This window comes from Tolypothrix sp. FACHB-123, from assembly GCF_014697075.1.
Classification (GTDB): domain Bacteria; phylum Cyanobacteriota; class Cyanobacteriia; order Cyanobacteriales; family Nostocaceae; genus Aulosira.
In genome coordinates this window covers 14,481-39,584 of record NZ_JACJRE010000044.1, presented here as the reverse complement: position 1 = coordinate 39,584, position 25,104 = coordinate 14,481, and the positions used below count along the sequence as shown (strand labels likewise).

The following is a 25,104-nucleotide window of genomic DNA, read 5'->3' as shown; positions in this document are numbered from 1 at the left end:
AAAAGCCTGCCAATAAATGATGCTTGCTGACAGGAGATGCTCTATGGCCCGGATGTATTATGATGAAGATGCCAATTTAGACCTTTTGGCTGGAAAAACAATTGCTATCATCGGCTATGGTTCGCAAGGTCATGCTCACGCCCTGAATCTTAAGGATAGTGGTTTAGATGTGATTGTAGGGCTATATCCGGGCAGTAAGTCAGCTGCCAAAGCCCAAGAAGCTGGATTAACCGTCAAGAGTGTTGCGGATGCGGCTAGTGCTGCTGACTTCATCATGATTTTGTTGCCTGATGAAGTGCAAAAAACAGTTTATAAAAACGAAATTGAACCGAATTTAGCAGAAGGCAATGTATTAGCTTTCGCTCACGGCTTTAATATTCACTTTGGACAAGTTGTACCACCTGCGAATGTAGATGTAGTCATGGTAGCGCCTAAAGGCCCCGGTCATTTAGTGCGTCGGACTTACGAACAAGGACAAGGCGTACCCGCATTATTTGCTGTATATCAAGATGCTAGTGGTCGGGCACGCGATCGCGCTATGGCTTACGCTAAGGGTATTGGTGGTACTCGTGCAGGTGTTTTAGAAACTACCTTCCGCGAAGAAACCGAAACCGATTTGTTTGGCGAACAAGCAGTATTATGTGGCGGTTTGAGTGCTTTAATTAAAGCCGGATTTGAAACTTTAGTAGAAGCTGGCTATCAACCAGAATTAGCTTATTTTGAATGTCTGCATGAAGTTAAACTGATTGTTGACTTAGTTGTCGAAGGCGGTTTAGCCACAATGCGCGATAGCATCTCCAATACTGCTGAATACGGCGATTATACCCGCGGCCCTAGAGTTGTAACTGCGCAAACTAAAGCGGAAATGCAGAAGATTCTCAGCGAAATCCAATCTGGACAATTTGCTAGAGAATTTGTCTTAGAAAATCAATCTGGTAAACCTGGATTTACCGCCATGCGTCGTCAAGAAGCCGAACACCCCATTGAGGAAGTAGGTAAAGAATTACGCGCTATGTTTAGCTGGTTGAAAAAAGCCTAATAATATAGGGACTAGAGGCTAGAAGCTAGGGGCTAGGGGCAAGAATGCTCCACATTCATGATGATGGATGTTTTTTGTAGTGAGGACTTTATTCCTGGATTTTAAAGTCTGAAAGTGCTGAAGAAATATTCATCATAATTAATGATATTCACCATAGCCCCTTGCCCATTCTCATAAAAAACCAAGCCCAATCAAGCATGAAGATTAGCTTGTTCTTGCAACCACGGATCTACAGGTTGTCCATCTTTACGGCGTAATTCTATTTCCACTACCATTACTTCTTTAGAACCAGGGGGAGCAGGTTTTTTATGGAAGAGAATGTCATATTCTAGTGGATTGTGATTGCGTTCTTTTAACCATTCTTGCACCTTAGTTGTCGCAAAAAATGATTGTCCTTGCTCAAACATGCGAGTAATCTGCATCTGTAGCGTGTAGGGATTTATACGACCCATTGTCTACCACCTTTATCTTTATAAAATAATTTATTTGTAGGGTTAGCATTGCCAACCCAGCCCTTTTAAAACTAACAAATGAACTAGTAATAGGCAATCAACAAAATCTCTACTTTAACCAAATCCTGAAGATTCAAGTAATTTGTAGCAGAAATTCAAGTGTAAAAATCATCTTCTAGGAGATTTTTAGTTAAAGTAATACCAATTTGAAAAAGAAGACGACAGATTATAGGGACACGGCAGTGCCGTGTCCTCTAGAATATATCGATGTGTGGCAAACATTATTTTAATTGGTATGAAGAAATATAAATTTCTGTAGAGGATATGTTACTCTTGCGGGTAAAGTATCTGAAATTTATTTGCGGCGCGATCGCACATGTGTATTTAGATGCTGATAATTACTTCAAGCTTGTAACGCGATCGCTATCAGCTACTAGCTTCTGCCATGTAGTTACAGCATCATCTCATTATTAAGTGGCTGTAAATGATTGAGGATTATTATAATTAATCCAAATAGAAATTATTTATGAGGCTCAATTATGATTTTGACTACAACTGATGTAATTCAAGGTGCAGTAATTCAATCATATTTGGGTATTGTGACAGCGGAAGTAGTCTACGGTAGCAATTTCTTACGGGATTTTTTAGCTGGTATTCGTGATATTGTTGGCGGACGCACTGGTAGCTATGAACGTTTGTTTGAACAAGGTCAACGCAAAGCATTAGAAGAATTACAACTACGGGCACAACGTTTAGGTGCGGATGCTGTAATAGGGATTGAAATTGATACTGGTACAATCAATGTCGATCAGTCTGGAGTCTTGTTATTGATTACCGCTACAGGTACAGCTGTCAAGATGCGTTAGTTGTTCTAAACTAATAAATTTAGTGCTAATTTGCTGCTCTAAATGAATCTATTTTCAACAGTAAATTAGCCAAATAAATTGTTTTCAAGCAAATATAATTAAATAATAAAAATAATACTATCAACATATTTTTAATTTGTTTTCGCAAAATAATTCACTAAAATTTTCCTACTAAAGATAGAGTACTTAACTCATTCTGTTGATAGATAGAAATAATTATATTTAGTAATTTAATTTTAATCACAAGCAAAAATATAGCTGGAAACACTTTGCTGAAGTAATCAGGGAGAAAATAGTTTATGTCATATGCAAATCGGGTAGGAGACCAAGTCATTCCTCCTGAGCAAGTCGTAACAGGTCGGGTATCTGAATATCATGACCTTGTACGGTGGGGCCCCATTATTTCCGGGGTATTGGTAGCTTTAGTTACTCAACTAATTTTGAGTGCATTATTTGGTGCGATTGGTGCAGGTAATGTTGCAGGTTCAGGCGCACCGAGAACTATTGCACCTAATGTTGCTAGTAATGTAGGTTTGTGGTCAACGATCGCTTTATTAATTTCTTTATTTACTGGTGGCTGGGTAACAACTCGTGCTTGCGGGCCGATGAACCGCAACACAGCTTTACTGAATGGTGCAATTATGTGGGCTACCACTCTCGCACTTAGCTCTTGGTTATTAGCAAGTGGAGTATCGGGCGCATTTGGTGTAGCAGCTTCTAACGCCGCTACGGTGCTCAACCAAACGCAACAACCTTTGGGTAATGTGCAGCAAAATATCCCAAACGTATCCGCTCAACAAGCTCGTGAAATTGCTGCGGCTACTTCTAGAGGTTTGTGGTGGTTTGTATTCGGTTCTCTGTTGGGTTTAGTAGCTTCACTACTAGGAGCAGTTGCTGGTGCGCGCAAACCGAGAACTACTACCTATAATCCTTAAAAATGGTCATTCCCTCGACTTCGCTGAGGGTAAGTGGTCATTAGTCATTAGTCCTTTGTCAAAAATTCTCTGCTATTGACATGGGACTTTTGACTATGGACTTTGGATAATGGACTCTCTATAGCCCTAGCTATGGCACAATAAAGAACGGTAATCAGAAAAATCTTGATAAGGTAATTTAGTGAGTCCTACTGCTCAAACCACAGCGAGTACGCGACGTGTGGTATTTCCGTTTACAGCAATTGTTGGTCAGGAAGAAATGAAACTGGCTCTGCTGTTGAACGTGATCGATCCCAAAATTGGTGGTGTAATGATTATGGGCGATCGCGGTACCGGCAAATCCACAACTATCCGGGCCCTGGCTGACCTACTACCGGAAATCTCTGTTGTTGCTAACGACCCCTTCAACAGTGACCCCCATGACCCCGACGTAATGAGCGATGAAGTCCGCCAGATGTTACAAGAGGGAGCAGAAATTCCTGTAGTTCCCAAAAAAGTCCAGATGGTAGATCTGCCTTTAGGCGCTACAGAAGACCGGGTTTGCGGTACCATCGACATCGAAAAAGCTTTATCTGAAGGTGTCAAAGCCTTTGAACCGGGACTTTTGGCAAAAGCTAACCGGGGTATCCTCTACGTAGATGAAGTTAACTTATTAGATGACCACCTCGTAGACGTATTGCTTGACTCTGCGGCTAGTGGTTGGAACACCGTAGAACGGGAAGGTATTTCTATCCGTCACCCAGCGCGTTTTGTGCTTGTTGGTTCTGGTAACCCAGAAGAAGGCGAACTGCGTCCCCAGCTGCTTGACCGTTTTGGAATGCACGCTGAAATCCATACGGTAAAGGAACCAGCTTTACGGGTGCAAATTGTAGAGCAACGGTCAGAATTTGACCAAAATCCGCACACATTTCTTGAGCAGTACCAAACCCAGCAAGAAGCATTACAACAGAAAATTGTCAATGCACAAACTTTGTTACCAAAAGTCACCAGCGACTACGATTTGCGGGTGAAAATTTCGGAAATTTGTTCGGAATTAGATGTAGATGGTTTGCGAGGTGACATTGTAACGAACCGCGCCGCTAAAGCCTTAACTGCATTTGAAGGACGTACCGAAGTTACAGTGGATGACATTCGCCGTGTAATTACCCTATGTCTGCGTCATAGACTACGCAAAGACCCCTTAGAATCCATTGATTCTGGTTATAAGGTAGAAAAAGCTTTCGCGCGAGTCTTTGGTGTGGAACTACCGGAAAATGATACTGCACAAAAAAACGGCACAGGTCAAATCAAAACTGGTGTTCGGTAATCAGCCAACAGTTCACAGTTCTTAGTTATTAGTAAACAGCGACAATTGTTTACTAATAACTATGTATTGGGCATTGGGCATTGGGCATTGAGAATGAGTATTTGTAGCGTATGTGGCTGCAATTAATTGGCTATAAAGAATATATTTTTTCCTAGTGATTATAAGCCGAATAATAAGTAATTTAATAAAAATAAACCTACCCAACTTTAAACTCTAACAAATGACCAATGACTAATGAAAAAAATAATTAACTATGAGATATTGGCATTTTTGGTTGAATACTTTTATTTTATCTAGCCAGTACAATCCACCTCGGTTTGTAGAATTATTAATGTTAACGGTGGCGATTGTGATGCTAGGAGTTGCCACAATTCTACCAGATAGACCTTATATGGTACTAGGTTTGAGCTTAGTAGTAGGGGCGTCTATTTCCATTCTAGTCAGAGAAGCGATCGCTCCTTCACCCCAGTCTAAAATCACCAAGCTAACAGCATTAATATTACTTTTTATTAGTCTTTATGGCTTTGTTGATTTGATGCAAATGCTTTAAAGTTTGTGAATTAGCTATGCAGGAGGTAAACAGCCTCCTGCTTTAACTATCATCAAAATTTCACACCTCTAAGTTTGCGAATTAGAATTAACCTGATTTCGCATTTTTTCAAAGCTAAAAGCTGCTGCGCCAAACGTGACTAACAGGACTCCCAAAATTTGTACTAACTCTAAATTTTCTTGAATTAGTAAACCAGCAAAAATTACCGTTAAGAATGGGACACTTGCACCAATAATCGCTGAACGAGATGCGCCTAGTTGGCGAATACCAATATTATTACAGACGTAACCAAATAAAGTGAGCACGCCCAAAACAAAGGCACATAAAATAACTTCTAACAATCTAGAAGGTTGAAAATTTAAGCTCAATTCCCCAGGAAAAGGAATCATCAAGCCAATTAAACTCAACAGCAACATGGTAGCGAAGTTAATTACCGTAAAAGATACCGGATGCAATTTGCTAGCACATATTCTGGTGAGGATGACGTAAATCGCAAAAGCAACTCCGGATAAAATTGCAGTGGTACTTCCCAGAGATACATTACCAACACCGCTAGCACCGCCTAAAATTAGTAACTCGCCGCAGAATAGCGCACCAATAGCTATATTACGGAATTTGTTGGGGCGATCGCGAAATAAAAACCAAGATAATAGTCCACTAATCACAGGATAGATAAAGAAAAGTGCGATCGCCATTCCGGTAGTTACTTGGCTAATCGCAATGTAAATCAGCACTTGCGAGAAAAATAAAAAGCAACCGCTGGCGATTGACAACTGCAAAACCTTGAGTGTTTTACTTTTGATGGGACTAGAATCTTTGCTGATTGAGGTAAATAGAGTTTGTAAGTCTTCCCAGACTCGTGAATGCATTATCGGCGCTAACAGCAACATCAACGGTACAACCACTAGCAACCGCAGCATCAAAATTAATAATACATTACCTAAAGTTGGCAACAGCAGTCGCTCTACTTGTACTACTCCCAAAATTTCTGAGTCTTGCTGGAAAATTACTTTAATGGCTACGTTATACAGCGCCGACGCTGCTGTTGACAGCACAATTAGCAAGAAACCTATCTGAATCGATGATAAGTTTGAGGAGCCAGGTAACGGGAGTGAAGGCGGTGCTAGTGCTTGTCTGCGCGTTGATAAAGCCGTTTCTGGTGTAGTTTTCTTTTGTGATTCATCTGTTGAGGTGACAGAAATTGACTGTTCTTGGTTGTTTCTTACGGGTGGTGGTGTAGCTTCGGGTAACGGAATTATAGGTTCTGGCGCAGTTTCATTTGCTGATAATTCTGGGGAAAGCACAGAAATTGGTTCAGAATCGTTACTGCTGAATGTTGTTGATGTTGCTTCTTTTTCAGCTATCGGTTCAGGTGTGGTTTCACTCGCTGATTCTGGCGCAATTACAGAAATTGGTTCAGAATAGTTATTTTTGAATGGTGCTAATGCTGCTTCTGCTGCTTCTGTTTCAGATACAGTAGGCTCTAGTACAGGTTCATTTTCCGAGACTTCTGGAGCAATTACAGAAATTGGCTCATCTTCCTTGCTGCTGAATGTTTTATTCGCTGATGATTCAGGAACAATCACAGAAACTGGTTCGCTGACAATTTCCCTTTCTGGTAAAACAGTGACTTCCAGTGGTGCTGCAAAAGCTGGCGGTTGTGATGTGGTGTTATTTTCGGGACTTTCGCTAGAAATGCTGCTCTGTTCTGAACTGGAGGAATTTTCTCTAGTAATCTGCGGCTGTTCTGGGGAAAATTGGATAACTGTAGGGGGTGAGATGACGGTAGATGGTGGTTCTACTTGCAATACCGTCGGTGGTGATAAGGGTTTAGTTTTTTCCGGAGTTTCGGCAATTGTTGTTTCCAGTCCTTGCAACCGATTAATTAACTCCGCTATAATATATTGCCCTTGCTGTTGTTGAGTTTGCATCCGAGACAGCTGTTGGGAAAGATTGCTTTGGTAATTCTTCAGTTCCTCTTGCAATAAATTAAAGGTAATAGTCAGGCTATCATCCAAAGAAATGAGCATTTGCTCTACATTCTCATTGCTTTGTACTGCTCCCACTCCTGAGTTTTCGCTAGAGTTTTTCTCGAATGCTTGGTTAGCTATAGTCGTCAGCGAAGATTGCAGCTGGGAAGATATATGTTTTGCTAAAGCTTCTGCTAATTGACGAATTAACACCTGCTGTTCGGTGATTTGCTTTACCTGTTGTAACTGTTCCTTTTCATCAAGCAGTCGTTGAATATCATCGCTTAAGCGGTTTTTCTCACCTTGAAGCTGTTTTACTTCCTCTTGCAACGATCGCAGTATGTGCTGCTGAAGATTTTCCAAATCCTCAACAACTGCCCACAGCGCATTTTCTGCTGCTCTGGATAAATCACCTCTAACACGCGGGTTGTCTGGTTGCTTCTCAAATCGCCCCATTAGCTTTTAACCTCTAACATTTTGACGATAAAGCTGCTTCCCGTCTAACGGCTTGGCGTTCATACTAATTTCCTAGAGTTCGTTAGATAAACCAAAAATTTTAACAGGACTTACGCATATCAACGTAATTTTGTCATGCTGCACACGGGGTTGCAAAGCATATAATTTAGCTAATTAGTTAATCTAGTGTGTTTGGTTTGGCATCATAGGTAAACATTCTGTCAGTCTTATTTCAATCATCTATGTTTTTAGCAGGATTTTTTCATGAGAAAAAATCTTACCCCAAATCAATACGTATTCTTTTTGTACAGATAGGAATTGTTAAAAACTTGTAAATGGATACCTTGCTACCACTAGGTTGTCTCAATTCTACAACTAGACTAACTATATAGTATTGAATGTAACTTCAGTGACAGTTTATATCTGTAAAGGTGGTTAAATTATTGGTTTGCGTTAATTCCGAATATTCTCAAGCTATGGAAATTATTTTAGTTAATTAACAACAATTATGCAAAAGGCATTTCGGCTTTAGCGTTATTAAATTTGCATTTAGCAATTTTTGATACAGACACAGAGAAAATAAGAAAAATGTAAATAATTAATGAGGATTCTGTTATCAACTTGATAGAAAAAATATCTTGGCAATGCTAAAGATAGCAGCGCTGAGAATGGCGCTGATGGGAACAGTAATTAGCCATGCGGCGGCGATACCTTTTAGGGTTTGCAATTGAATCGATTTGAGATTTTGCACGAGTCCAATCCCAACTACACCACCAACTAGCGCATGGGAGGTAGATGCAGGTAAACCTAGACGGGAAGCGATGAGAATCGTTGTAGCGGTGGCGAGTTCAGCACAAAATCCACTGCTAGGTTGTAAGGCAATAATATTTTCGCCGATGGTGGCAATAACTTTTTTACCCCATACGGCTAAACCACTGACAATTGCGACCCCGCCAAGGATTAAAATCCATAAGGGGGTGGTAATGCCATTTATGGGTACAGTACCAGTTTGATTAATATAAACGATCGCGGCTAGAGGTGCGATCGCATTCCCCACATCATTAGAACCATGCGCAAAGGCGACAAAGCAAGCACTCAGCAATTGAAATCGCCCAAATATCCGCTCTGTGGGATTGGGCATTGGGCATTGGGAAAAAGATTTGGCTTTGTTTTCTAAATCTTTCCAGCTATAAAAGGTGAGTCCCACGGCGGCAACTGCACCTGTAAAAATGGGAATATCGTAAGCTGGGAGACGTAACCCAACTTGGTTAACTAAATAATTGCTTAAAGGTTCAGTCAGCGATGGTAGAACAATCACGCCAAATGTCCCTATAAGTAACGCACTCAACCAAGGAAGCCATTCATTTAACTGCAAAAGTTGATTTGGTTGATCCAAAATCCAGCGCTTGATTTGACTGTAAAATAAAGCCGCGATCGCACCGCTAATTACAGGGGTTAAAATCCAGCCAATGGTAATGGAACCAATCGATGACCAATCAATTGCACCCACACCTAAAGCTACCCAACTAAAACCTGCGATCGCACCGACAACCGCATGGGAGGAAGATACAGGTAACCCCCGCGATGTGGCGATTTGTAGCCACACCCCAGAGGCTAATAATACCGTCACCATCCCCAACACTAAAACTTGCGGTGTCGCCGCAAATAAAGCCGGATTAGCCACTTTTGTGGCAAGAGTTTCCGTTACCTCTTGTCCAAACAATACCGCACCCGCAAACTCTAACACCCCAGCAATTATTAACGCCTGTCGCAAAGTTACAGCCTTAGAACCAACAGAAGTTCCCATTGCGTTAGCAACATCGTTAGCGCCAAGGTTAAAGGCGACGTAGAAGGCTAGTAGAGCGACGATTAGAGTTAGGATCATAGGGGCTAGAGGCTAGAGACTAGGGGCTAGGGATGAGGAAGAAAAGAAATTTTAGATTTTGGATTTTAGATTTTAGATTGAAATCCAAAATCGCAAATCTAAAATCCAAAATTGTTTCATGCCCCATGCCCATTTAAGGATAAATTAAAATTTTGTAGGTTTCTGGCGTGGGGGCGATCGCTTGTTCTACAGCTTGTGATAAATCTTGTAGGGGATAGCGATCGCTAATTAAGGCTTCTACATCAATCCGGCGATTAAAGACAATATCGGCTGAAAGATTTTGTAAGCGGTAGGATGAGCTATAACTGCCCATTAAGTCGATTTCGCGGCGGTATAAAATATTGGGGTTCATGGGAATTTCGATTTCGTCGGGAAATTCCGCGAAAAACAGAATTTTACCACCTTTGCGAGTGCAATCTAAAGCTTGAAAGAAGGCTTTTTCGCTAGGTACGGCGAGTAAGGTAACATCTACACCCAAACCACCTGTAATAGCTTGAATTTTTGCAGGTAAATCGGCATCGCGCGCATCAAAAGCCACTTCAGCACCGACATTTAAAGCTTTTTCAATTCTAGAAGGAAGTAAATCGGTAGCGATCGCTCTACCACCAAAATACTTCACCAACATAATAAACATTAAGCCAATTGGCCCTGCACCTGTGATTAACACCGTTTGTCCCGGTGCAATTTGCGCTTTTTTCACTGCTTTTAAACAGCAGTTAGTTGGTTCCACAAAACTCGCTGCTTCAAAACTGATATCATCGGGAATCGGAATTAAGCCGCCATTCTGCACAATATGTCCTGGTACTTTGACATATTCCGCAAAACCGCCGCCACTAGCGTTAAATCCGGCTGTAGTGGAGATATTTTTATAGACATCACACATGGAATAATTTTCATTCAGGCAGTAGGCGCAACGCATACAGGGAATATGGTGCATTACCGCTACCCTTTGTCCTACTTGCCAATTTTTGACATCAGTACCCACAGATGCGATCGTTCCCGCCGTTTCATGTCCAAAAATACGCGGCGGTTCGTATAGGGGATAACGAATTTTCTTAATATCTGACTGACACAATCCTACTACCCCTACCTTCACCAGCACTTCATCCGGTTCCAGAGTCGGGACTGGGATTTCTTCGTAGGAAAGTTGATTTACGCCTCTAAATACCTGTGCTTTCACGTTGATTTTTCACCGTTCAACGTTACTAGATGTAACATTTACTGGTCAAAGTTAACCTATCAAATTTGAGATTTTTGCTTTTAATACAGTACCTCGTCAATCTCCAAGGTTGCAAAACCTGGTAGAACATAGTAAAGATATGATGCTACTACTGCAATCGTAAAGCGTAATGGTAAAATTCTACATCTTTAATATATCCTTGTGATTCATATAGCTTGTGAGCAGTTGTATTAGAAATCTGAGTAGCTAAAACTATCCGAACTGCACCACTCTGTTTTGCATAATCTTGTGCAGCATTGATCAATGATGTTGCTACTTTCTGACGACGATGTGATTCTTTTACATACAAATCGTTTAATATCCAGACTCGCTTCATCGAAACTGAGGAAAAGCTGGGATAAAGTTGAGTAAACCCTATGATTTCTGCATTATCCTGAGCTAAAAATACTAATGAATCATTATGTTTGAAACGCTCTTTTAGAAATTCCTTTGCAGCTTCAATGTCTGATATCTGCCCATAAAAAACACGATATTAATCAAACAATATTGATACACTTTCGAGATGATCTGTATCAGCTAAAAAAACTTTCATTCGCTATCTTCATTCAATTTCAACAATTTCAATATTCCTACTCATAAAAGCCCATCTATTGGCTTTCTGCAATTAATTCATCTAACAATTTACTACGCTTTTCATCTCTTTATATTTTTGTGATTGTGGTTTTTATATATTCCATACTACATAAACGCAATATCTGAAACAAACATTATCTTGTCGTCATCTACCCTATTCAGAGACAATATCTCGAACAATGAATAGGGTTAAGCAATGCTGAATCAGATATATCAAGCTGATGTTTTAGTTGTCGGTGGGGGAGTTGGGGGTACAGCAGCAGCGATTCAAGCAGCGCGACGCGGTGCGAAAACTATCCTGGTGAGTGAGTTTGCTTGGTTGGGGGGAATGTTAACCTCAGCTGGGGTATCTGTTCCTGATGGAAATGAATTAGAAGCGTTTCAGACGGGGTTGTGGGGCGAATTTTTACGAGAATTGCAGCAACGTCAGCCAGAAGGTTTAGATCATAGCTGGGTAAGCTTTTTTAGTTTCGATCCGCGCATTGGGGCGCAGATTTTCGCCGATTGGGTGCAAGAATTAGCAAATCTGCATTGGATTGCGGGGGAAGTTCCCCTAGAGGTGTTGCGCGAGGGAAATTCTGTAACTGGCGTGAGGTTTAGTAATTTTACTGTCCAAGCCAAAATAACTCTCGATGGTACAGAGTTAGGCGATTTATTGGCTTTGGCGGAAATACCTTATCGTTGGGGTTGGGAATGGCAAGAGCAATGGGGAGAAGGAAGCGCCCCAGAGTCTCCTAATCATCTCACAGAAAAATACCCCGTACAAGCGCCCACAGGGGTGGTGCTAATGCAGGATTTTGGCACAGATACCGCCCCAGAAATTCCCCCAGCGCCGAATTACGATCCATCTCTATTTGTTGGCGCTTGGGATAACTATGGTGCAGAACAGTTTATCAATTACGGGCGCTTACCAGGCAGTTTGTTGATGATGAACTGGCCGATCTGCGGTAACGACTATGGCGCAGATTTAGGGCGTTTAGTTGATTCAAAAGCTAGCAGAGATGAGTTTATTCAGGAATCTCGCTGGCATAGCCAAAATTTTGCCCATTTTATCCAAAATCAACTTGGTCGGCGTTACGGTTTAGCTACAAAGGTATTCCCCCATTCTTCTAGCGCTTTTGCTTTGCATCCCTATTACCGCGAAAGTCGGCGGTTAGTGGGACTGAAAACAATTACAGAACAAGATATCTTACCTATGTCTGGGGGTCAGGTTGCACCATTAAATATAGATACAATTGCGATCGCCAATTATCCCAACGATCACCATTACCCAGGCTTTGAGTTTCCCCTCCAACCAAAATCAATTCGTTGGGGGGGACGCTGGACGGGAACGCCCTTCACTATTCCCTACAGCAGCCTCATTCCTACCAGCACAGATGGTTTTTTAGTCTGCGAAAAGAATATTTCTGTGTCACATATTGCCAATGGGGCTACGAGATTACAACCTGTCGTCATAGGAATTGGTCAAGCCGCAGGTATGGCTGCGGCTATGTGTATAGAGTTTAATTGTCAACCGCGCGATCTACCAGTGAAAGCGCTGCAAATGGCTTTAATTCAAGATAAGCGTTCTCCAGCAGCAATTATTCCCTTGTTTAATTCAATACCCGCAGAGATTCAGTGGTTGCAATGGCAAACACATTATTTACATAATCCAGCCAGCTATCCGCTTGATGGCAATTTTCCAGCTTCATCGTCATCTCCGTATTATTACGATAAAACAAAAACAGTATTATCACGGTTGAGTAATTCATTTACAGGTGTATTTCATCGCCAATCTCAGCAGGATTACAGATTCAGCATCATTACGCCCAAAGCTTATCAACAGTCAACTTGGCAGCTTGTAACCTTGCGATCGCACATAGATTTACAATTAAAAGCTTGTAGCCATAAGCAATTGCTGACAGTGTGGGGTAGCCTTAACCACGCTGGTAATTGGCTACTAGTCGAATATATGGATATTTGATAAAGTTTATTTTTATTCTGTAAAAAACAATACTTTTTAGGGAATTGTCCGGATGCACTAATAAAAACTAAGTAGCAGTGAATATGTGAGTTCTAAAATAAACATCTGCTATGCGTGCTTTAGTTTCACTTTTGGCCTCTAGCCTAGTCACGGCTACCTTAATTTTTAGCTATCAAGCAATGGTCAATCTTATGTCCGATATGTTGATGGTTTCTGCGACTACACCAACTTTGCTCTCAGCCAGACCGAAAACCAAGCCTAATCAACCAGAAAAACCCGCTCCCCATCGTGGTAGCGGACGTAGAGAATTAATGGAGTACTACGGAAATGTTCGTTCTACAGTTTAAACAATTTAGTGACAATTTTCTTGTCTTTAGGGAGTTAAATTACAGATAAATGGGGTGTTTTGCCTAACATCCTTTACACAAGTTATTTAGTAAAGAGATGACAATCAAAACACATAGAATCTCAGCATTTGACCAGTAGTCTATCCGTAAGTTGTGTATATATAGTCCGTTGCATCCCTGATGTTCCGAATGTGCCAAAATTCTCAGTGCATGTATTGATAGCATCACCAACTCCTTTAACAGCTGCGTTTACTGCTTCTAGCTCCTTTTATCTCCAGTATTTCATTGAGGCGATCGCTTCCCATCATGGGTTTGTGAGTTCGATCTCCAAATTATTTACTCAGCCCATCAATAGTTTGATAACGTTACTCATTTCATAGAGAAATTTACTCTCAAAAATTTACTGTAAATTTAATAGATAGCTTGACCAAGTGGTAGCAACATGCAATCTCAGATGTTATTTGTGAATGCAGTAGCACCGTGCTGTGTCAACACAAATCTTTTGCAATCTGTCAGGATCAAAACAAGGCTTTGGGGATAATTTCCCATGTCTATAGGATCTCAAACTTGCAACCCAGCTGTGTTGAACTGGCACAATGGCTGCATTGTTAGCGAATAACAACGATTAAAATGCAACTTGCTCCCTTTCTGCCCATTCTGTATCGTCTTCTCCAACCAAGATTTACCAACTGTTTGTGGAGTGGAGATAACAGTTCTTGTGCGATCGCCCTCACCTTTGATGATGGCCCCCATCCCCAGTACACTCTAGAGGTATTGGCTGTCTTAGAGCGTTATCAAATTCAGGCTAGTTTTTTTTGGTTAGGCGCTTGTGTCAATCGGTTTCCGGAGATTGCCAAAGCAGTCTGCGATCGCGGACACTGGATTGGATTGCATGGTTACGATCATCAGTCTTTTCCTCTACTCTCCCCAATAGAACTGCGAGATACTTTAGAAAAAACTCAAGCTGCTATTTATACTGCTTGTAATCTTCAACCAGAAAAAGTCAGGGATGTTAGACCACCCAACGGTTTATTTACACCCCAAACTTTAAAATTTTTGTTTCAGTGGAATTATCGCCCAATCATGTGGAGTGTTGTCCCAGTTGATTGGACTAGACCAGGAGTTAGCACTGTAGTACAACGTGTTTCTCAACAAGTCAACAACGGTTCGATCATTGTTTTACATGATGGTGTTTATGGCGGTCAAGATGTTGCTGCCACCATCGAAATTTTAATTCCCCAACTGCTAAACACAGGCTATCAATTTGTGACTATTGATACTTTTTGGCAGCTAGCAAAAATTAAAAATTCGTAATTATTTACCATGTCGCATTGGCGCGATTTCAGCATCAGTACTAGTAGGGGGTGCAGGTTCCTCAGTTCCTAAAAGATGATGTATTTCACTTAATGAACTTGGTTGTGCTTCTGGTTGTTTTGGGGAATCGCCCATATATTCAATTAGGTCTTCTACTTGGCAATTGAGTGCTTTACAAAACCTAATTATTCTTTCAATATGATCCGTCCCAGTTCTACCACTTTCCCAGTTCTGGATAGTGCTTTCAGTCACACCAACAAGACGTGACAACTCAAGCTGGGTTAGCCCTGCTCTTTCCCGAAGCAAAGCGATCCTTGGTTTTGGCTTTTGTTTCACAGCTATAGCACTTGTTTTTGATTATTTATAGACGTAGATCCTAGCACCAAAAAAAAGCGGCGCTAAAAAAACACCAGAAAAAATTTTGTTCCGTTCTGCTCCTTGATAATGTTAAGTTTTACTATGTTGAATACCAACTTAAATCTTAAAGTTTTCTACAATCACTGAACTGTATTGACTGATAGCTTTCCCTATCCTCAAGGCTGTTTTTGATGAAAACACAATGTGGAAAAACGATGACATATCAACCAAAAGACGCAAGAAAAATTTACCCTAATTCCTAGCCCCTAGCCCCTATTAAAAGAAACCTCTACCTCTTCCCCTGGAGAAATTAACGTATTACCCACTGGAATGACCGCTAGGGCATTGGTTTGCGCTAAGTTAATTAAATTTCCCGAACTGTGACTACCACCAGCTGGAGAAAATTCATAAACACCATTAACTACCTGTAATTTTCCCCAGACATAAGTTTCGCGCTTGCCATCCGATCGCAATTCTTTATGCGATCGCACTTTCACAAACTCTATTTCCCAACCTTGGGCTAATCCCGCCAGTTTCTTAATTGCTGGCTGGACAAACCGCAAAAATGTCACCAATACTGCTGCTGGGTTTCCCGGTAACCCAAAATACACAGGAACTCGTTGATGATTATCTCCCCTAGGAACCTTTGGGGGAAAGGTAGCGACGGTGAGAGGTTTACCCGGACGCATCGCCACAGCGCGAATATGAATTTGAGCTTGCAACGTTGCTAAAATTTGCTCAACATAGTCATAATCGCCCACCGAAACTCCACCAGAAGAGATTACTATATCAGCATTGGCGATCGCCTCAGCAATTGTTTTTTCTAGTGCTGCTGGTTCATCCTTCACAATGCCTAACATTAAAGGTTCAGCTCCACTTTGTCTCACCAAAGCAGCCAATGCATACCCATTAGAATCGACAATTTGTCCTGGCGCTAACGGTTGATCGAGAGTAACTAGTTCATCTCCCGTAGAAAATATTGCTACAATCGGACGACGGTAAACACTCACTTGAGAACATTGGGCAGCAGCTAATACAGCAATTTCCGCCGCATTTAATTTAATTCCTGCTGGTAACAATTGTGTCCCAGCTTGATAAAAAGCTGCTTTGCGTCTGACAAATTCTTGTGGTTGTGGTGCAGCCAGAATATGGACAAAATTCTCCTTTTGGCTTGTCCTCTCTTGCATAACTACAGTATCTGCACCTTTTGGCATCACCGCACCTGTAAAAATCCTTGCGGCTTGACCCTGACTAATTGTTAACTTGGGTTGATAGCCAGCCGGAATTGACTCGACAATTGCCAAAATTGCTGGCTGTTCGGCGCTACAGTTCTGTACATCCGAATAACGCACTGCATAGCCATCCATTGCTGAGTTATCCCAATGGGGAAAATCTAAGTTGCTGGTAACAGGACAGGCCAAAATTCGGCCTGTGGCTGTTAATAAATCAACAACTTCCGTTTCACCTTGATGATCTAGGGCTTGGACTAAATCGAAAATAACTGCTTGTGTATCGCTGACTGAAAGCATAGCGATCGCCTAAATTAACACTCGTCTTTACATTCTCACAGCAGCAGTTTTCCCATGACACAAAAGTTTCAATAACCATCGATTAGATTGTTGATCTAATGCGGGTAAAACACGGCTACCAAAGACATCTTGCCACACTTCCACGCCATGCTGCTCGATCAAGGTGATTTGTAATTGTTTAAAACGTCCATAATCACGGTCATTAATGGCAGTTAGTATGGAAATGATTGTGCTAACTGGGATTTGTACAGCTTTTGTGTTGATAAAATTCATTGGCGATAGTCCTCAACTATATAGATAATTGCTAGTCGTGCCTATTTTAACCAAGCATTTTCCCTGATTTTTAGCAATTGTGCCACTGGCTAAGTTAGTATCCACATTACCAGGCTCATCTGTGATACTACTCTATATTGTTGGTATTCCTTAATTATTCGTTTAACTAACTTGGCTGTTTTTGCTTCGCGAACACGCAAGCAGCACTTAAAAATCACACTTTAATATTCACCTCAAGAGCAATAATTAAACCTGCGATTCTCAATAAAAATACTGAAAAATTATTGAATCTATTCTATGAGTATTGTCAGAGTGCCCCAAAAATACTATCCCAAAGCGGAGATTGGACGACGCGGTATGGCGTTAGGGCTAGATTTCCTTGGTGCTTGGTTATTGAGTTCTCTCTTGAGAAACAATAACTCAGGTATTCAATTTATCCAAATTCTCGTGTTTGTCATAGCTTGGTTAATTTTAAGAGTGCTAGTAGCGTACAACAATCAAGGACAAAGCCCAGGGCGATGGGCATTTGACCTCAAGGTACTGGAAGTTGAACAAGGACAAATAGTTGGAAGAATTCCCCAATTACTCGCACTAGTTAAACGAGAAACAATTACTGGTGTGGGTGCGCTGTTAATCTCCATTGCCCTAGGCAACATTAGTACCAATCCCACTGCTATACTGCTAGTACTTCCTCTGGCTATTGACTGTGGTGCGGCGTTCTACGATCGGCAGCTGCATCAGGCATTGCACGATCGCTATGCGAGAACTACCATAGTTTCTTCACGTCGTGGTTATTCGCTCGATATAAAAATTAAGCGACTAGTTGAAAATATCCAACGAAATGTGAGAAGATAGTCATTTGTGTTAATTCTCTCCAGGCTTTACGGTTTGTAAGATTATGGCTAAGAGTAAAGGTGTCCGCATAATCGTGACACTAGAATGTACCGAATGTCGCACTAACGCTAACAAGCGCTCTCCTGGTGTTTCCCGGTATACCACTACGAAAAATCGGCGTAACACCACCAACCGATTAGAACTGAAAAAGTTCTGTTCCCATTGCAATACACACACAGTCCACAAGGAAATTAAGTAACAATGAGCTACTATCGTCGTCGTCTATCTCCGATTAAGCCGGGAGAACCAATCGATTATAAAGATGTTGATTTGTTACGAAAGTTTATCACCGAGCGCGGTAAAATTCTGCCCCGGCGGATCACTGGCTTAACATCTCAGCAACAAAGAGACTTGACATTAGCAATTAAACGTGCTCGAATTGTAGCTTTGTTGCCGTTCATCAACGCAGAAGGTTAATTTGAGTGGCGGGTGAGAATTTTAGATTATGGATCGTTTGCAGCAGCTGCTTTTATGATGAAAGTAGCTGCAAATTTTCAGATTCCACAATCTAAAATCTCCTGAAGTCAGTGTAAAATCATCTTTTGCATATAAAAAATCATGAGATTTTGGATTTAGTAGTCAATATTCAATCCAAAATCTAAAATTTATTAGTTAACCAAATTAAGTGCGAGAGTTGTGGAGAAGGGGACGCTAGTTGAATTTAGGGTTCAAGGCGATCGCCGTCTGGGGGTAGTAGATCGCCCAGACGGAAAGACCCGCTGGTTTGTGGTAGATGAACGTGGTCAATCCCACAGCCTCGCGCCGAGACAAATTACCTATACCGTTACCGGACAGACCTACAAGTCAGGTGATATACCGCAGTTTTTAGAACAAGTAAAGCCATATTTAGATCCATCCAGCTTAGAAGTAGCCTGGGAATTATTAGTCGAGGATGGGGAATCGGTCACCCCATCACAAATGGCTAATATCCTGTTTTCCGAATCAGAACCGCCTCATTGTTACGCCGCTCATTGCTTGTTATCTGATGACAAACTGTATTTCAAGCAAAAAGGAGACGTATACGAAACCCGGACAACCGCCCAGGTAGCTGAACGAAAACACCAGCTAGAAGTAGAATCACAAAAAGCCAGGGGACAGCAGGAATTTTTAGCTCGTGTAGAACAATCCCTGGCTGGTGAACCAGTAGATTGGCAACGCCCAGACCGCCAGCGTTTAGAAGCCATAGAAAAATACGCCGCCCTCCTAGCCGATGTCGTGCGGATGGGGGTGAATTATGATTCCTTATCTCGGGCCTATCCTCCTCCAGGCCCGGTGTTAGAAACGATGACTATGCTGGGACGCCAAGCAACGCCCCAAGGAGCATTTCAACTGTTGGTTGACTTGGGCTGGTGGAGTCCCAATGAAAATTTGTTTTTGCGTCGTTCAGCAATTCCGGTTCAATTTCCTAGCAAGGTATTAGAAGTGGCGCAACAGCGTTTGGATTCCCCGCCCTCAGATCTGGATACAGATCGTCTAGATCTGACTCATTTAAAGGTGTACACAGTTGATGATGAAAGCACCACAGAAATAGACGATGGTCTAAGTTGGGAATTACTCCCTGATGGTAGAGAACGTCTGTGGGTGCATATTGCCGATCCTACCCGTTTATTAGCACCAGAGGATGACTTAGACCTAGAAGCTAGAAAACGGGGTAGTACAGTTTATTTGCCTACAGGAATGGTACCCATGTTCCCGGAAGTATTGGCAACCGGGCCCATGAGTTTGGTACAGGGACGGGTTTGTTGTGCCCTCAGCTTTGGCATTATTTTAGATACTACAGGCAGAGTCGAAGATTACAGTATTCATCCCAGCACGATCAAGCCAACTTACCGCCTCACCTATGAAGATGTAGATGAGATGCTGGAATTGGGAGTACAAGCAGAACCAGAAATTGCGGCGATCGCAACCTGGGCACAGCGCCGTAAAACTTGGCGTTATAATCAAGGCGCAATCAGCATCAATATGCCGGAAGCCACGATTAAAGTCAAAGGTGACGAGATCAGCATTGATATTTTAGATGATTCCCCATCCCGGCAATTAGTCGCAGAAATGATGATCTTAGCTGGTGAAGTTGCTGCCCGCTACGGTCAAGAGCATAAAATACCCTTACCATTTCGTGGTCAGCCACAGCCAGAACTACCCCCCGAAGAAGAATTACTCCAGCTACCCGCAGGATTCGTTCGCGCCTGCGCTATGCGTCGCTGTATGCCCAAAAGCGAAATGAGTATTACCCCTGTGCGTCATGCTGGTTTGGGTTTAGATACATATACTCAAGCGACTTCTCCCATCCGCCGCTACAGCGATTTACTCACCCATTTTCAACTTAAAGCCCATTTGCGCGGTGAAGTTTTACCGTTCTCCGCCGAACAACTCAAAGAAGTGATGATGACTGTCACCAGCATTACTCAAGAAGTAACAATGGTAGAACGGCAAACTAATAGATATTATGCTTTAGAGTATTTACGTCGTTACCCAGAACAAGTTTGGGATGTAACAGTATTGATGTGGCTGCGGGAAGATAGCAATTTGGCACTAATTCTTTTAGAAGATTTAGGATTACAGTTGCCAATGTCTTTTAAACGTTCTGTCAATTTAGGTGAACATTTATTAGTTAAAGTTAGCCTTGCCGACCCGCAAAAAGATATGATTCATTTTCAAGAAATAATTTATCAAGAAGCTTTGAATTAGATATTAGTCATTAGTAATTTGTAATTTTTAGAGTTAGAAACCTATAATTGTGTAGGTTGGCTTTTCTTGCGTCAAGCCAACATCTCATAAAAAAACGGGTTTATCCGATAGTCCAAAATTAAGAAATAATTCGCCAATAGCATCGTAACGAAACCCAAAATTTGTTTGCTGGGTTTTTCTACCTTAAAACCAATCTTGATACTCCTTAACCCCTAGACGCTAACTGTGCGTAAGCTTCATATACACCTTTAACGTTGTACCAATTGAGAAAAACACGAGCAATTTCTAAAGCTAATTGAGGTTTACCTAAAGTAATTAACCATTGCAAAAATGGTGCCATTGTACGTTCATTTAGTAAACCATTCAATGAGAGAATACCCCAGAGTAAGCGGTGTAACCAAGTCATTTGAATCATCATCCGCACTTCCCAAGTTGGATGTTTTTGATAAAATAAAACGCCCATACGTCCACGTTGGATTTCTTTATCAATTAAGTTGGGAATTTGTTCTAAATTAAATGCTGGATGCCAATGATAGCCAACGGCGGCTGGACATTTAATTAGTTGTAAGCCGAGATTTTTTAGCCTTACACCTAGTTCTAAATCTTCCCAGCCATAAAGTTGAAAGCTAGTGTCAAACAATCCAGCTTTCTCTAACCAATGTTTAGGAATTGCTACGTTTCCTGTAGCAAAGAAAGCTGCGGAAAAATCTGTGACTTTATAAGGTTCAGCAGTGGGATTATCAAAATTACAAGTATTAATGACTGCACCGTAGGTAAAAAAGCGATCGCTTCCTAAACGCTTTTGTCCCTGTACTAGTGCATCAACATGGGATTGTAAGAAATTTTCTAGTACGACTAGATCGCTATCAATAAAGATAATCGTGTCACCTAGTGCTTGTTCTACACCCAAATTTCGCGCCGCAGCTGGGCCTTTATGGTCTTGTTCAAAACATCGCACATGGGGAAATTCTTCTTTATGGGCTGCTAACCATTCTAAGGTGCTATCCGTAGAACCATCATCTACCAAAACAATTTCGTAACCTGCGATCGCAGTTGGCAAAGAAAATTTCTGTACTTCCAAAGCGCGGAGGCACTTTTCTAAAATTGGTTGGCGATTATAAGTTGGTATAACAACACTGAAAAACACTGTCTCACCCACAAGATTATTACCCATCTCCAGGATAGGACAACTGTGACATTATCACTGTTCCTGGATTGAAGTTTGTTATGGGGTTGGGCGTTGAGTATTTATTTAGTTACACCCTCTGCTTCCTCTGCACCCCTGTGTTTCTTGGCTAATTGTTTTAGAAGCGATCGCTTGTCCCTAAGTCCGCGATAAAATTCTCAAGCACAACAGCGGACTTTATAACAATGGAAATCAACTGGCAAACTGCTAAAACCTACGAAGATGTTCTGTATCAAAAAACTGATGGCATTGCGAAAATTACCATCAATCGTCCCCATAAACGTAATGCTTTCCGCCCCAAAACTATATTTGAACTGTATGATGCTTTTTGTGATGCCCGCGAAGATACTTCTATTGGCGTCATTTTATTTACTGGAGCAGGCCCCCATACTGATGGTAAATACGCTTTCTGTGCTGGTGGCGATCAAAGTGTTAGGGGTCATGGCGGTTATTTAGATGAAGATGGGACTCCCCGCCTGAATGTACTCGACTTGCAACGCCTGATTCGTTCCTTACCAAAAGTTGTAATTGCTCTAGTAGCAGGATATGCGATTGGTGGCGGTCATGTCCTCCACTTAATTTGTGACCTGACTATTGCGGCTGATAATGCCATTTTTGGGCAAACAGGCCCGAAAGTTGGGAGTTTTGATGGCGGTTTTGGCGCTAGCTATCTCGCCCGCATCGTCGGGCAAAAAAAAGCCAGAGAAATTTGGTTTCTCTGTCGTCAATATAACGCCCAACAAGCCCTAGATATGGGTTTAATTAATACAATTGTCCCAGTAGAACAATTAGAAGCTGAGGGTATTCAGTGGGCACAAGAAATTTTAGATAAAAGCCCAATCGCTATTCGCTGTCTCAAAGCCGCATTGAATGCTGATTGTGACGGACAAGCTGGTTTACAAGAACTCGCTGGTAATGCCACTTTACTTTATTACATGACACAAGAGGGAGCAGAGGGCAAACAAGCATTTTTAGAAAAGCGATCGCCAAATTTTCGCGATTTCCCTTGGCTACCTTAAATATTGCAAAAATCACCCCTGTTACCAGGGGCGATTTTTTCATCAAGATTTACAGCACCAACAATTTTAAAGGCAAATATTAATTTCAAACAGAATACAAACTCATACCAAGCTGGGTTAAATAGATTGTTTCAATGGATGAAACATCTAAGTATAAATATTTTCAACCCAAAAGTTGTCTGTAAAAGTTGGCTCAAGTCGGAAAATAGTCTAACGCAGGGCTGCAACTTTTCGCAAAATCTGAAATAGGTATCAGTCGGGGAATAAAAAGATGGTTAAATTAGTACCGTCTCTATCTTGACTGGTTCAGCAGTACAAGCAGGAGTTTCTGCAACTGTAACAAGAGTAGTATTTTCTAAATCTGAATTTAAAGTTGGAGATGCAGCTATAACTGGTGTTGCATCTGGTAGACTCCAAGCACCTTCTAAAGTTTCCCAGGAAGGTGCAAAAGGTGGTAATGCTAACGAGCAAGCTTTCCAAGTTCCTTGAACTGGGGCCCCTAACTGTTGGCACATTCCACCACGGCGACCTTCTGGTTGATAATGGCGACAATATCTACAAGCAGATGTCAAAAATTTATTAGGTTTCATTTGGATTCATCTTTTAGTCCCATTTAGGGCTAATTTATGTTTCTACATTGTCCATCTAGATATAAATACGGAGTAACGGCAAAACTCATTAATTGGTCAACGTTTTAGCGATCCCCAGTTAAAAATTAGCTTTAGGATGTCTTTAGAATTCTGTTATATTTTTCAATGTTTGCTGAAGTGTAGACATGCTAAATTTTGACTAAAAACAATTGGGGATCAACGCTAAAATGGCTAATATAGATTTACCGTTTTTTGTTTTTCTTCCTTAAGACATAGGTGTTAAGGTAGAGTCAAGCAGTGTTTTATCAGACTTAAGGCTTAGTGTTAGAAAAAATGATCTAGCTAATAAAAGACTAAGAAGGCTGCCAGGAAACTCATGATTCCTTGTCGGTGGTTTGCAGGTCGATTTTAGTGACTGCCTTACTAAAATTTTTTAGAATAGCAGTACCAAGCTAGTTCAGTATCATTGATACTGAATTAAAATTAGCAAGTTTTATGCTTATCATCTTTTCTTGCCAGAGGGTCTGATAGTGAAAACACAAAAATTTGCCCTGTAGCCTCACTAGGGAAGTGTTGCGATGCCATAATTACATCTACAAAACTCACACTAGTAATTTAGCAATCATCTGAAAAAGAATTTATAAATTCAACATAAAATTCTCAGAGGTAGGGAATTGAGATTTGGGATTGGTTATTTTATAGCGGTTGAACTGGTCGATCGCCTTGGTTTCCTTTGCTAGTAAGCCCTCGAAACAATATTTGTAATTCAACGTTTTGACTAAAAAGCTGTTCTAAAAATTCTAAACATTATTATTTATCCCAATTTCGGATACAAATAAACACAGATATATAAAGAAAAATTAAGATACTTCAACAGAAATAGAGTAATTGAAAGATTGGGTACCAGGGGAGACAAGGAGGACAAGAAGCATATAACCAATGCCCAATGCCCAATGCCCAATGCCCAATGCCCAATGACTATTTACAACTGCTTGGCAGCACAAAAAGAACATATCTGCCAGCGCTGGAGTTCCCCTGGGGGGGTAGGACATTGACACTGGGGACAAAGGGGTAAATTTTGCGATCGCCTTTGGATTAATTTAGCCCAACGTCCAAAGGCTGTATTGGCATCATTGGCATGATTATTGGGTGCGATCGCCTTGTCAGAGGTACTGGAATCATCTACATAACTAGGATGTGCAGATGGCAAAACTGTTGGTTGCTGTTTGACTGTTTCTGGAGAAGATTGCCACCCAGCAGTTGAAAAGCGAATATCCACCAAAGATATACTGAGTTTTTCATTTAACTTGAGAATTAGGCTCTGACGTTTAAAAGTCAGATTTTGTGCCCAAGCAGCGCTAGAAGTCGCAACCCGTAAAACATCACGTTGCATTGATAGTGGACGAGTATGTGCGTTAGCGACAATGCCCACAACTTCCGGCCAAATTTTTAGCAAGAGTTGAAAGGGTTGTTCTTGCCATTTAGCCTGCTTTTGGAGAACATCTAAAATATCATTAACTGAGTCAAACGACATCTTGCTAAAAAAGAGTAAAAATTGAGCTTAGGTCTGGGATCTATACTAAAAAGATTCATTCAAAATGCTAAAAAAATTAGCCAGCGCCTTGCGAAGGGCACTGCATTGGTGAAGCAGCACAGTCTGGTAGTTTTCCCC

The 25,104-nt window shown here is 41.3% G+C and carries 25 protein-coding genes; 14 read left to right on the top strand and 11 right to left on the bottom strand.

Annotation, left to right across the window (positions count from 1 at the left end):
• The first annotated feature begins 43 nt into the window (after positions 1-43).
• Positions 44-1,039, top strand: a complete 996-nt coding sequence (gene ilvC, locus H6G41_RS24400; RefSeq protein ID WP_190548303.1) for a ketol-acid reductoisomerase — start codon at positions 44-46, stop codon at positions 1,037-1,039.
• 191 nt (positions 1,040-1,230) lie between these two features.
• Here ilvC and H6G41_RS24395 read toward each other — a convergent pair whose 3' ends face one another.
• Positions 1,231-1,491, bottom strand: coding sequence for a hypothetical protein (locus tag H6G41_RS24395; RefSeq protein ID WP_096643983.1), 261 nt, complete (start codon positions 1,489-1,491; stop codon positions 1,231-1,233).
• Positions 1,492-1,815: 324 nt separating this feature from the next.
• On the opposite strand from H6G41_RS24395, the gene H6G41_RS24390 reads away from it, so the two are divergent.
• From H6G41_RS24390 to H6G41_RS24370, 5 genes are all read left to right on the top strand, one after another.
• The gene (locus H6G41_RS24390; protein WP_190749458.1) at positions 1,816-1,965 is read left to right on the top strand and encodes a hypothetical protein; all 150 of its coding nucleotides are present in this window, start codon (positions 1,816-1,818) and stop codon (positions 1,963-1,965) included.
• A 65-nt stretch (positions 1,966-2,030) separates the two neighbouring features.
• Positions 2,031-2,357, top strand: coding sequence for a YbjQ family protein (locus H6G41_RS24385; protein WP_190749456.1), 327 nt, complete (start codon positions 2,031-2,033; stop codon positions 2,355-2,357).
• A gap of 299 nt (positions 2,358-2,656) precedes the next feature.
• The gene (locus H6G41_RS24380; RefSeq protein ID WP_190749454.1) at positions 2,657-3,292 is read left to right on the top strand and encodes a hypothetical protein; all 636 of its coding nucleotides are present in this window, start codon (positions 2,657-2,659) and stop codon (positions 3,290-3,292) included.
• Between the two features lie 181 nt (positions 3,293-3,473).
• Entirely contained in the window at positions 3,474-4,598 is a 1,125-nt protein-coding gene (gene bchI / locus H6G41_RS24375; RefSeq protein WP_190749452.1) for a magnesium chelatase ATPase subunit I, read from the top strand.
• A 253-nt stretch (positions 4,599-4,851) separates the two neighbouring features.
• A complete protein-coding gene (locus H6G41_RS24370; protein ID WP_190749450.1) occupies positions 4,852-5,148 on the top strand; it encodes a hypothetical protein in 297 nt (98 codons plus the stop codon).
• Positions 5,149-5,216: 68 nt separating this feature from the next.
• Here the strand turns inward: H6G41_RS24370 and H6G41_RS24365 are convergent, their stop codons facing one another.
• The 4 genes from H6G41_RS24365 to H6G41_RS24350 all read right to left on the bottom strand — a co-directional run bounded on the left by H6G41_RS24365 (position 5,217) and on the right by H6G41_RS24350 (position 11,141).
• Complete coding sequence (locus tag H6G41_RS24365; protein WP_190749448.1) at positions 5,217-7,574, bottom strand: EamA family transporter; 2,358 nt, start codon at positions 7,572-7,574, stop codon at positions 5,217-5,219.
• A gap of 616 nt (positions 7,575-8,190) precedes the next feature.
• Entirely contained in the window at positions 8,191-9,459 is a 1,269-nt protein-coding gene (locus tag H6G41_RS24360) for an inorganic phosphate transporter (protein ID WP_190749446.1), read from the bottom strand.
• Positions 9,460-9,592: 133 nt separating this feature from the next.
• Positions 9,593-10,639, bottom strand: coding sequence for an alcohol dehydrogenase catalytic domain-containing protein (locus H6G41_RS24355; protein WP_190749444.1), 1,047 nt, complete (start codon positions 10,637-10,639; stop codon positions 9,593-9,595).
• 148 nt (positions 10,640-10,787) lie between these two features.
• Positions 10,788-11,141, bottom strand: coding sequence for a GNAT family N-acetyltransferase (locus tag H6G41_RS24350; protein WP_308796384.1), 354 nt, complete (start codon positions 11,139-11,141; stop codon positions 10,788-10,790).
• 327 nt (positions 11,142-11,468) lie between these two features.
• On the opposite strand from H6G41_RS24350, the gene H6G41_RS24345 reads away from it, so the two are divergent.
• The 3 genes from H6G41_RS24345 (at position 11,469) to H6G41_RS24335 (ending at position 14,896) form a co-directional block, all read left to right on the top strand.
• Positions 11,469-13,235: an FAD-dependent oxidoreductase gene (locus H6G41_RS24345; RefSeq protein WP_190749442.1), complete on the top strand. Its 1,767-nt coding sequence runs from the start codon at positions 11,469-11,471 to the stop codon at positions 13,233-13,235.
• A 110-nt stretch (positions 13,236-13,345) separates the two neighbouring features.
• On the top strand, positions 13,346-13,582 hold the full coding sequence (patX, locus tag H6G41_RS24340) for a heterocyst-inhibiting protein PatX (protein WP_190749440.1): 237 nt from the start codon (positions 13,346-13,348) through the stop codon (positions 13,580-13,582).
• Between the two features lie 630 nt (positions 13,583-14,212).
• Complete coding sequence (locus H6G41_RS24335; RefSeq protein WP_190749438.1) at positions 14,213-14,896, top strand: polysaccharide deacetylase family protein; 684 nt, start codon at positions 14,213-14,215, stop codon at positions 14,894-14,896.
• Here H6G41_RS24335 and H6G41_RS24330 read toward each other — a convergent pair whose 3' ends face one another.
• The 3 genes from H6G41_RS24330 to H6G41_RS24320 all read right to left on the bottom strand — a co-directional run bounded on the left by H6G41_RS24330 (position 14,897) and on the right by H6G41_RS24320 (position 17,055).
• Positions 14,897-15,232 carry a helix-turn-helix domain-containing protein gene (locus H6G41_RS24330; protein ID WP_190749436.1) on the bottom strand — a complete coding sequence of 112 codons (336 nt, stop codon included), beginning with the start codon at positions 15,230-15,232 and terminating at the stop codon, positions 14,897-14,899. It lies immediately after the preceding gene.
• Between the two features lie 287 nt (positions 15,233-15,519).
• The gene (gene glp / locus H6G41_RS24325) at positions 15,520-16,782 is read right to left on the bottom strand and encodes a gephyrin-like molybdotransferase Glp (RefSeq protein WP_190749434.1); all 1,263 of its coding nucleotides are present in this window, start codon (positions 16,780-16,782) and stop codon (positions 15,520-15,522) included.
• A gap of 27 nt (positions 16,783-16,809) precedes the next feature.
• A complete protein-coding gene (locus H6G41_RS24320; RefSeq protein WP_190749432.1) occupies positions 16,810-17,055 on the bottom strand; it encodes a hypothetical protein in 246 nt (81 codons plus the stop codon).
• Between the two features lie 297 nt (positions 17,056-17,352).
• On the opposite strand from H6G41_RS24320, the gene H6G41_RS24315 reads away from it, so the two are divergent.
• The 4 genes from H6G41_RS24315 (at position 17,353) to H6G41_RS24300 (ending at position 20,637) form a co-directional block, all read left to right on the top strand.
• Positions 17,353-17,910, top strand: coding sequence for an RDD family protein (locus H6G41_RS24315; protein ID WP_190749430.1), 558 nt, complete (start codon positions 17,353-17,355; stop codon positions 17,908-17,910).
• 43 nt (positions 17,911-17,953) lie between these two features.
• On the top strand, positions 17,954-18,148 hold the full coding sequence (rpmG, locus tag H6G41_RS24310; RefSeq protein ID WP_086683484.1) for a 50S ribosomal protein L33: 195 nt from the start codon (positions 17,954-17,956) through the stop codon (positions 18,146-18,148).
• A 2-nt stretch (positions 18,149-18,150) separates the two neighbouring features.
• Entirely contained in the window at positions 18,151-18,366 is a 216-nt protein-coding gene (rpsR, locus tag H6G41_RS24305) for a 30S ribosomal protein S18 (protein WP_096607601.1), read from the top strand.
• A gap of 219 nt (positions 18,367-18,585) precedes the next feature.
• Positions 18,586-20,637 (top strand): ribonuclease catalytic domain-containing protein, encoded by a 2,052-nt coding sequence (locus tag H6G41_RS24300; RefSeq protein WP_190749428.1) that lies wholly within the window; start codon positions 18,586-18,588, stop codon positions 20,635-20,637.
• 205 nt (positions 20,638-20,842) lie between these two features.
• On the opposite strand, the gene H6G41_RS24295 is transcribed toward H6G41_RS24300, so the two are convergent.
• Positions 20,843-21,811: a glycosyltransferase family 2 protein gene (locus H6G41_RS24295; RefSeq protein WP_190749426.1), complete on the bottom strand. Its 969-nt coding sequence runs from the start codon at positions 21,809-21,811 to the stop codon at positions 20,843-20,845.
• 197 nt (positions 21,812-22,008) lie between these two features.
• On the opposite strand from H6G41_RS24295, the gene menB reads away from it, so the two are divergent.
• The gene (menB, locus tag H6G41_RS24290) at positions 22,009-22,842 is read left to right on the top strand and encodes a 1,4-dihydroxy-2-naphthoyl-CoA synthase (RefSeq protein ID WP_190749423.1); all 834 of its coding nucleotides are present in this window, start codon (positions 22,009-22,011) and stop codon (positions 22,840-22,842) included.
• 275 nt (positions 22,843-23,117) lie between these two features.
• On the opposite strand, the gene H6G41_RS24285 is transcribed toward menB, so the two are convergent.
• Complete coding sequence (locus H6G41_RS24285) at positions 23,118-23,432, bottom strand: hypothetical protein (protein ID WP_190749421.1); 315 nt, start codon at positions 23,430-23,432, stop codon at positions 23,118-23,120.
• Positions 23,433-24,414: 982 nt separating this feature from the next.
• Positions 24,415-24,966: a DUF721 domain-containing protein gene (locus tag H6G41_RS24280; RefSeq protein WP_190749419.1), complete on the bottom strand. Its 552-nt coding sequence runs from the start codon at positions 24,964-24,966 to the stop codon at positions 24,415-24,417.
• Positions 24,967-25,104: the final 138 nt, after the last annotated feature.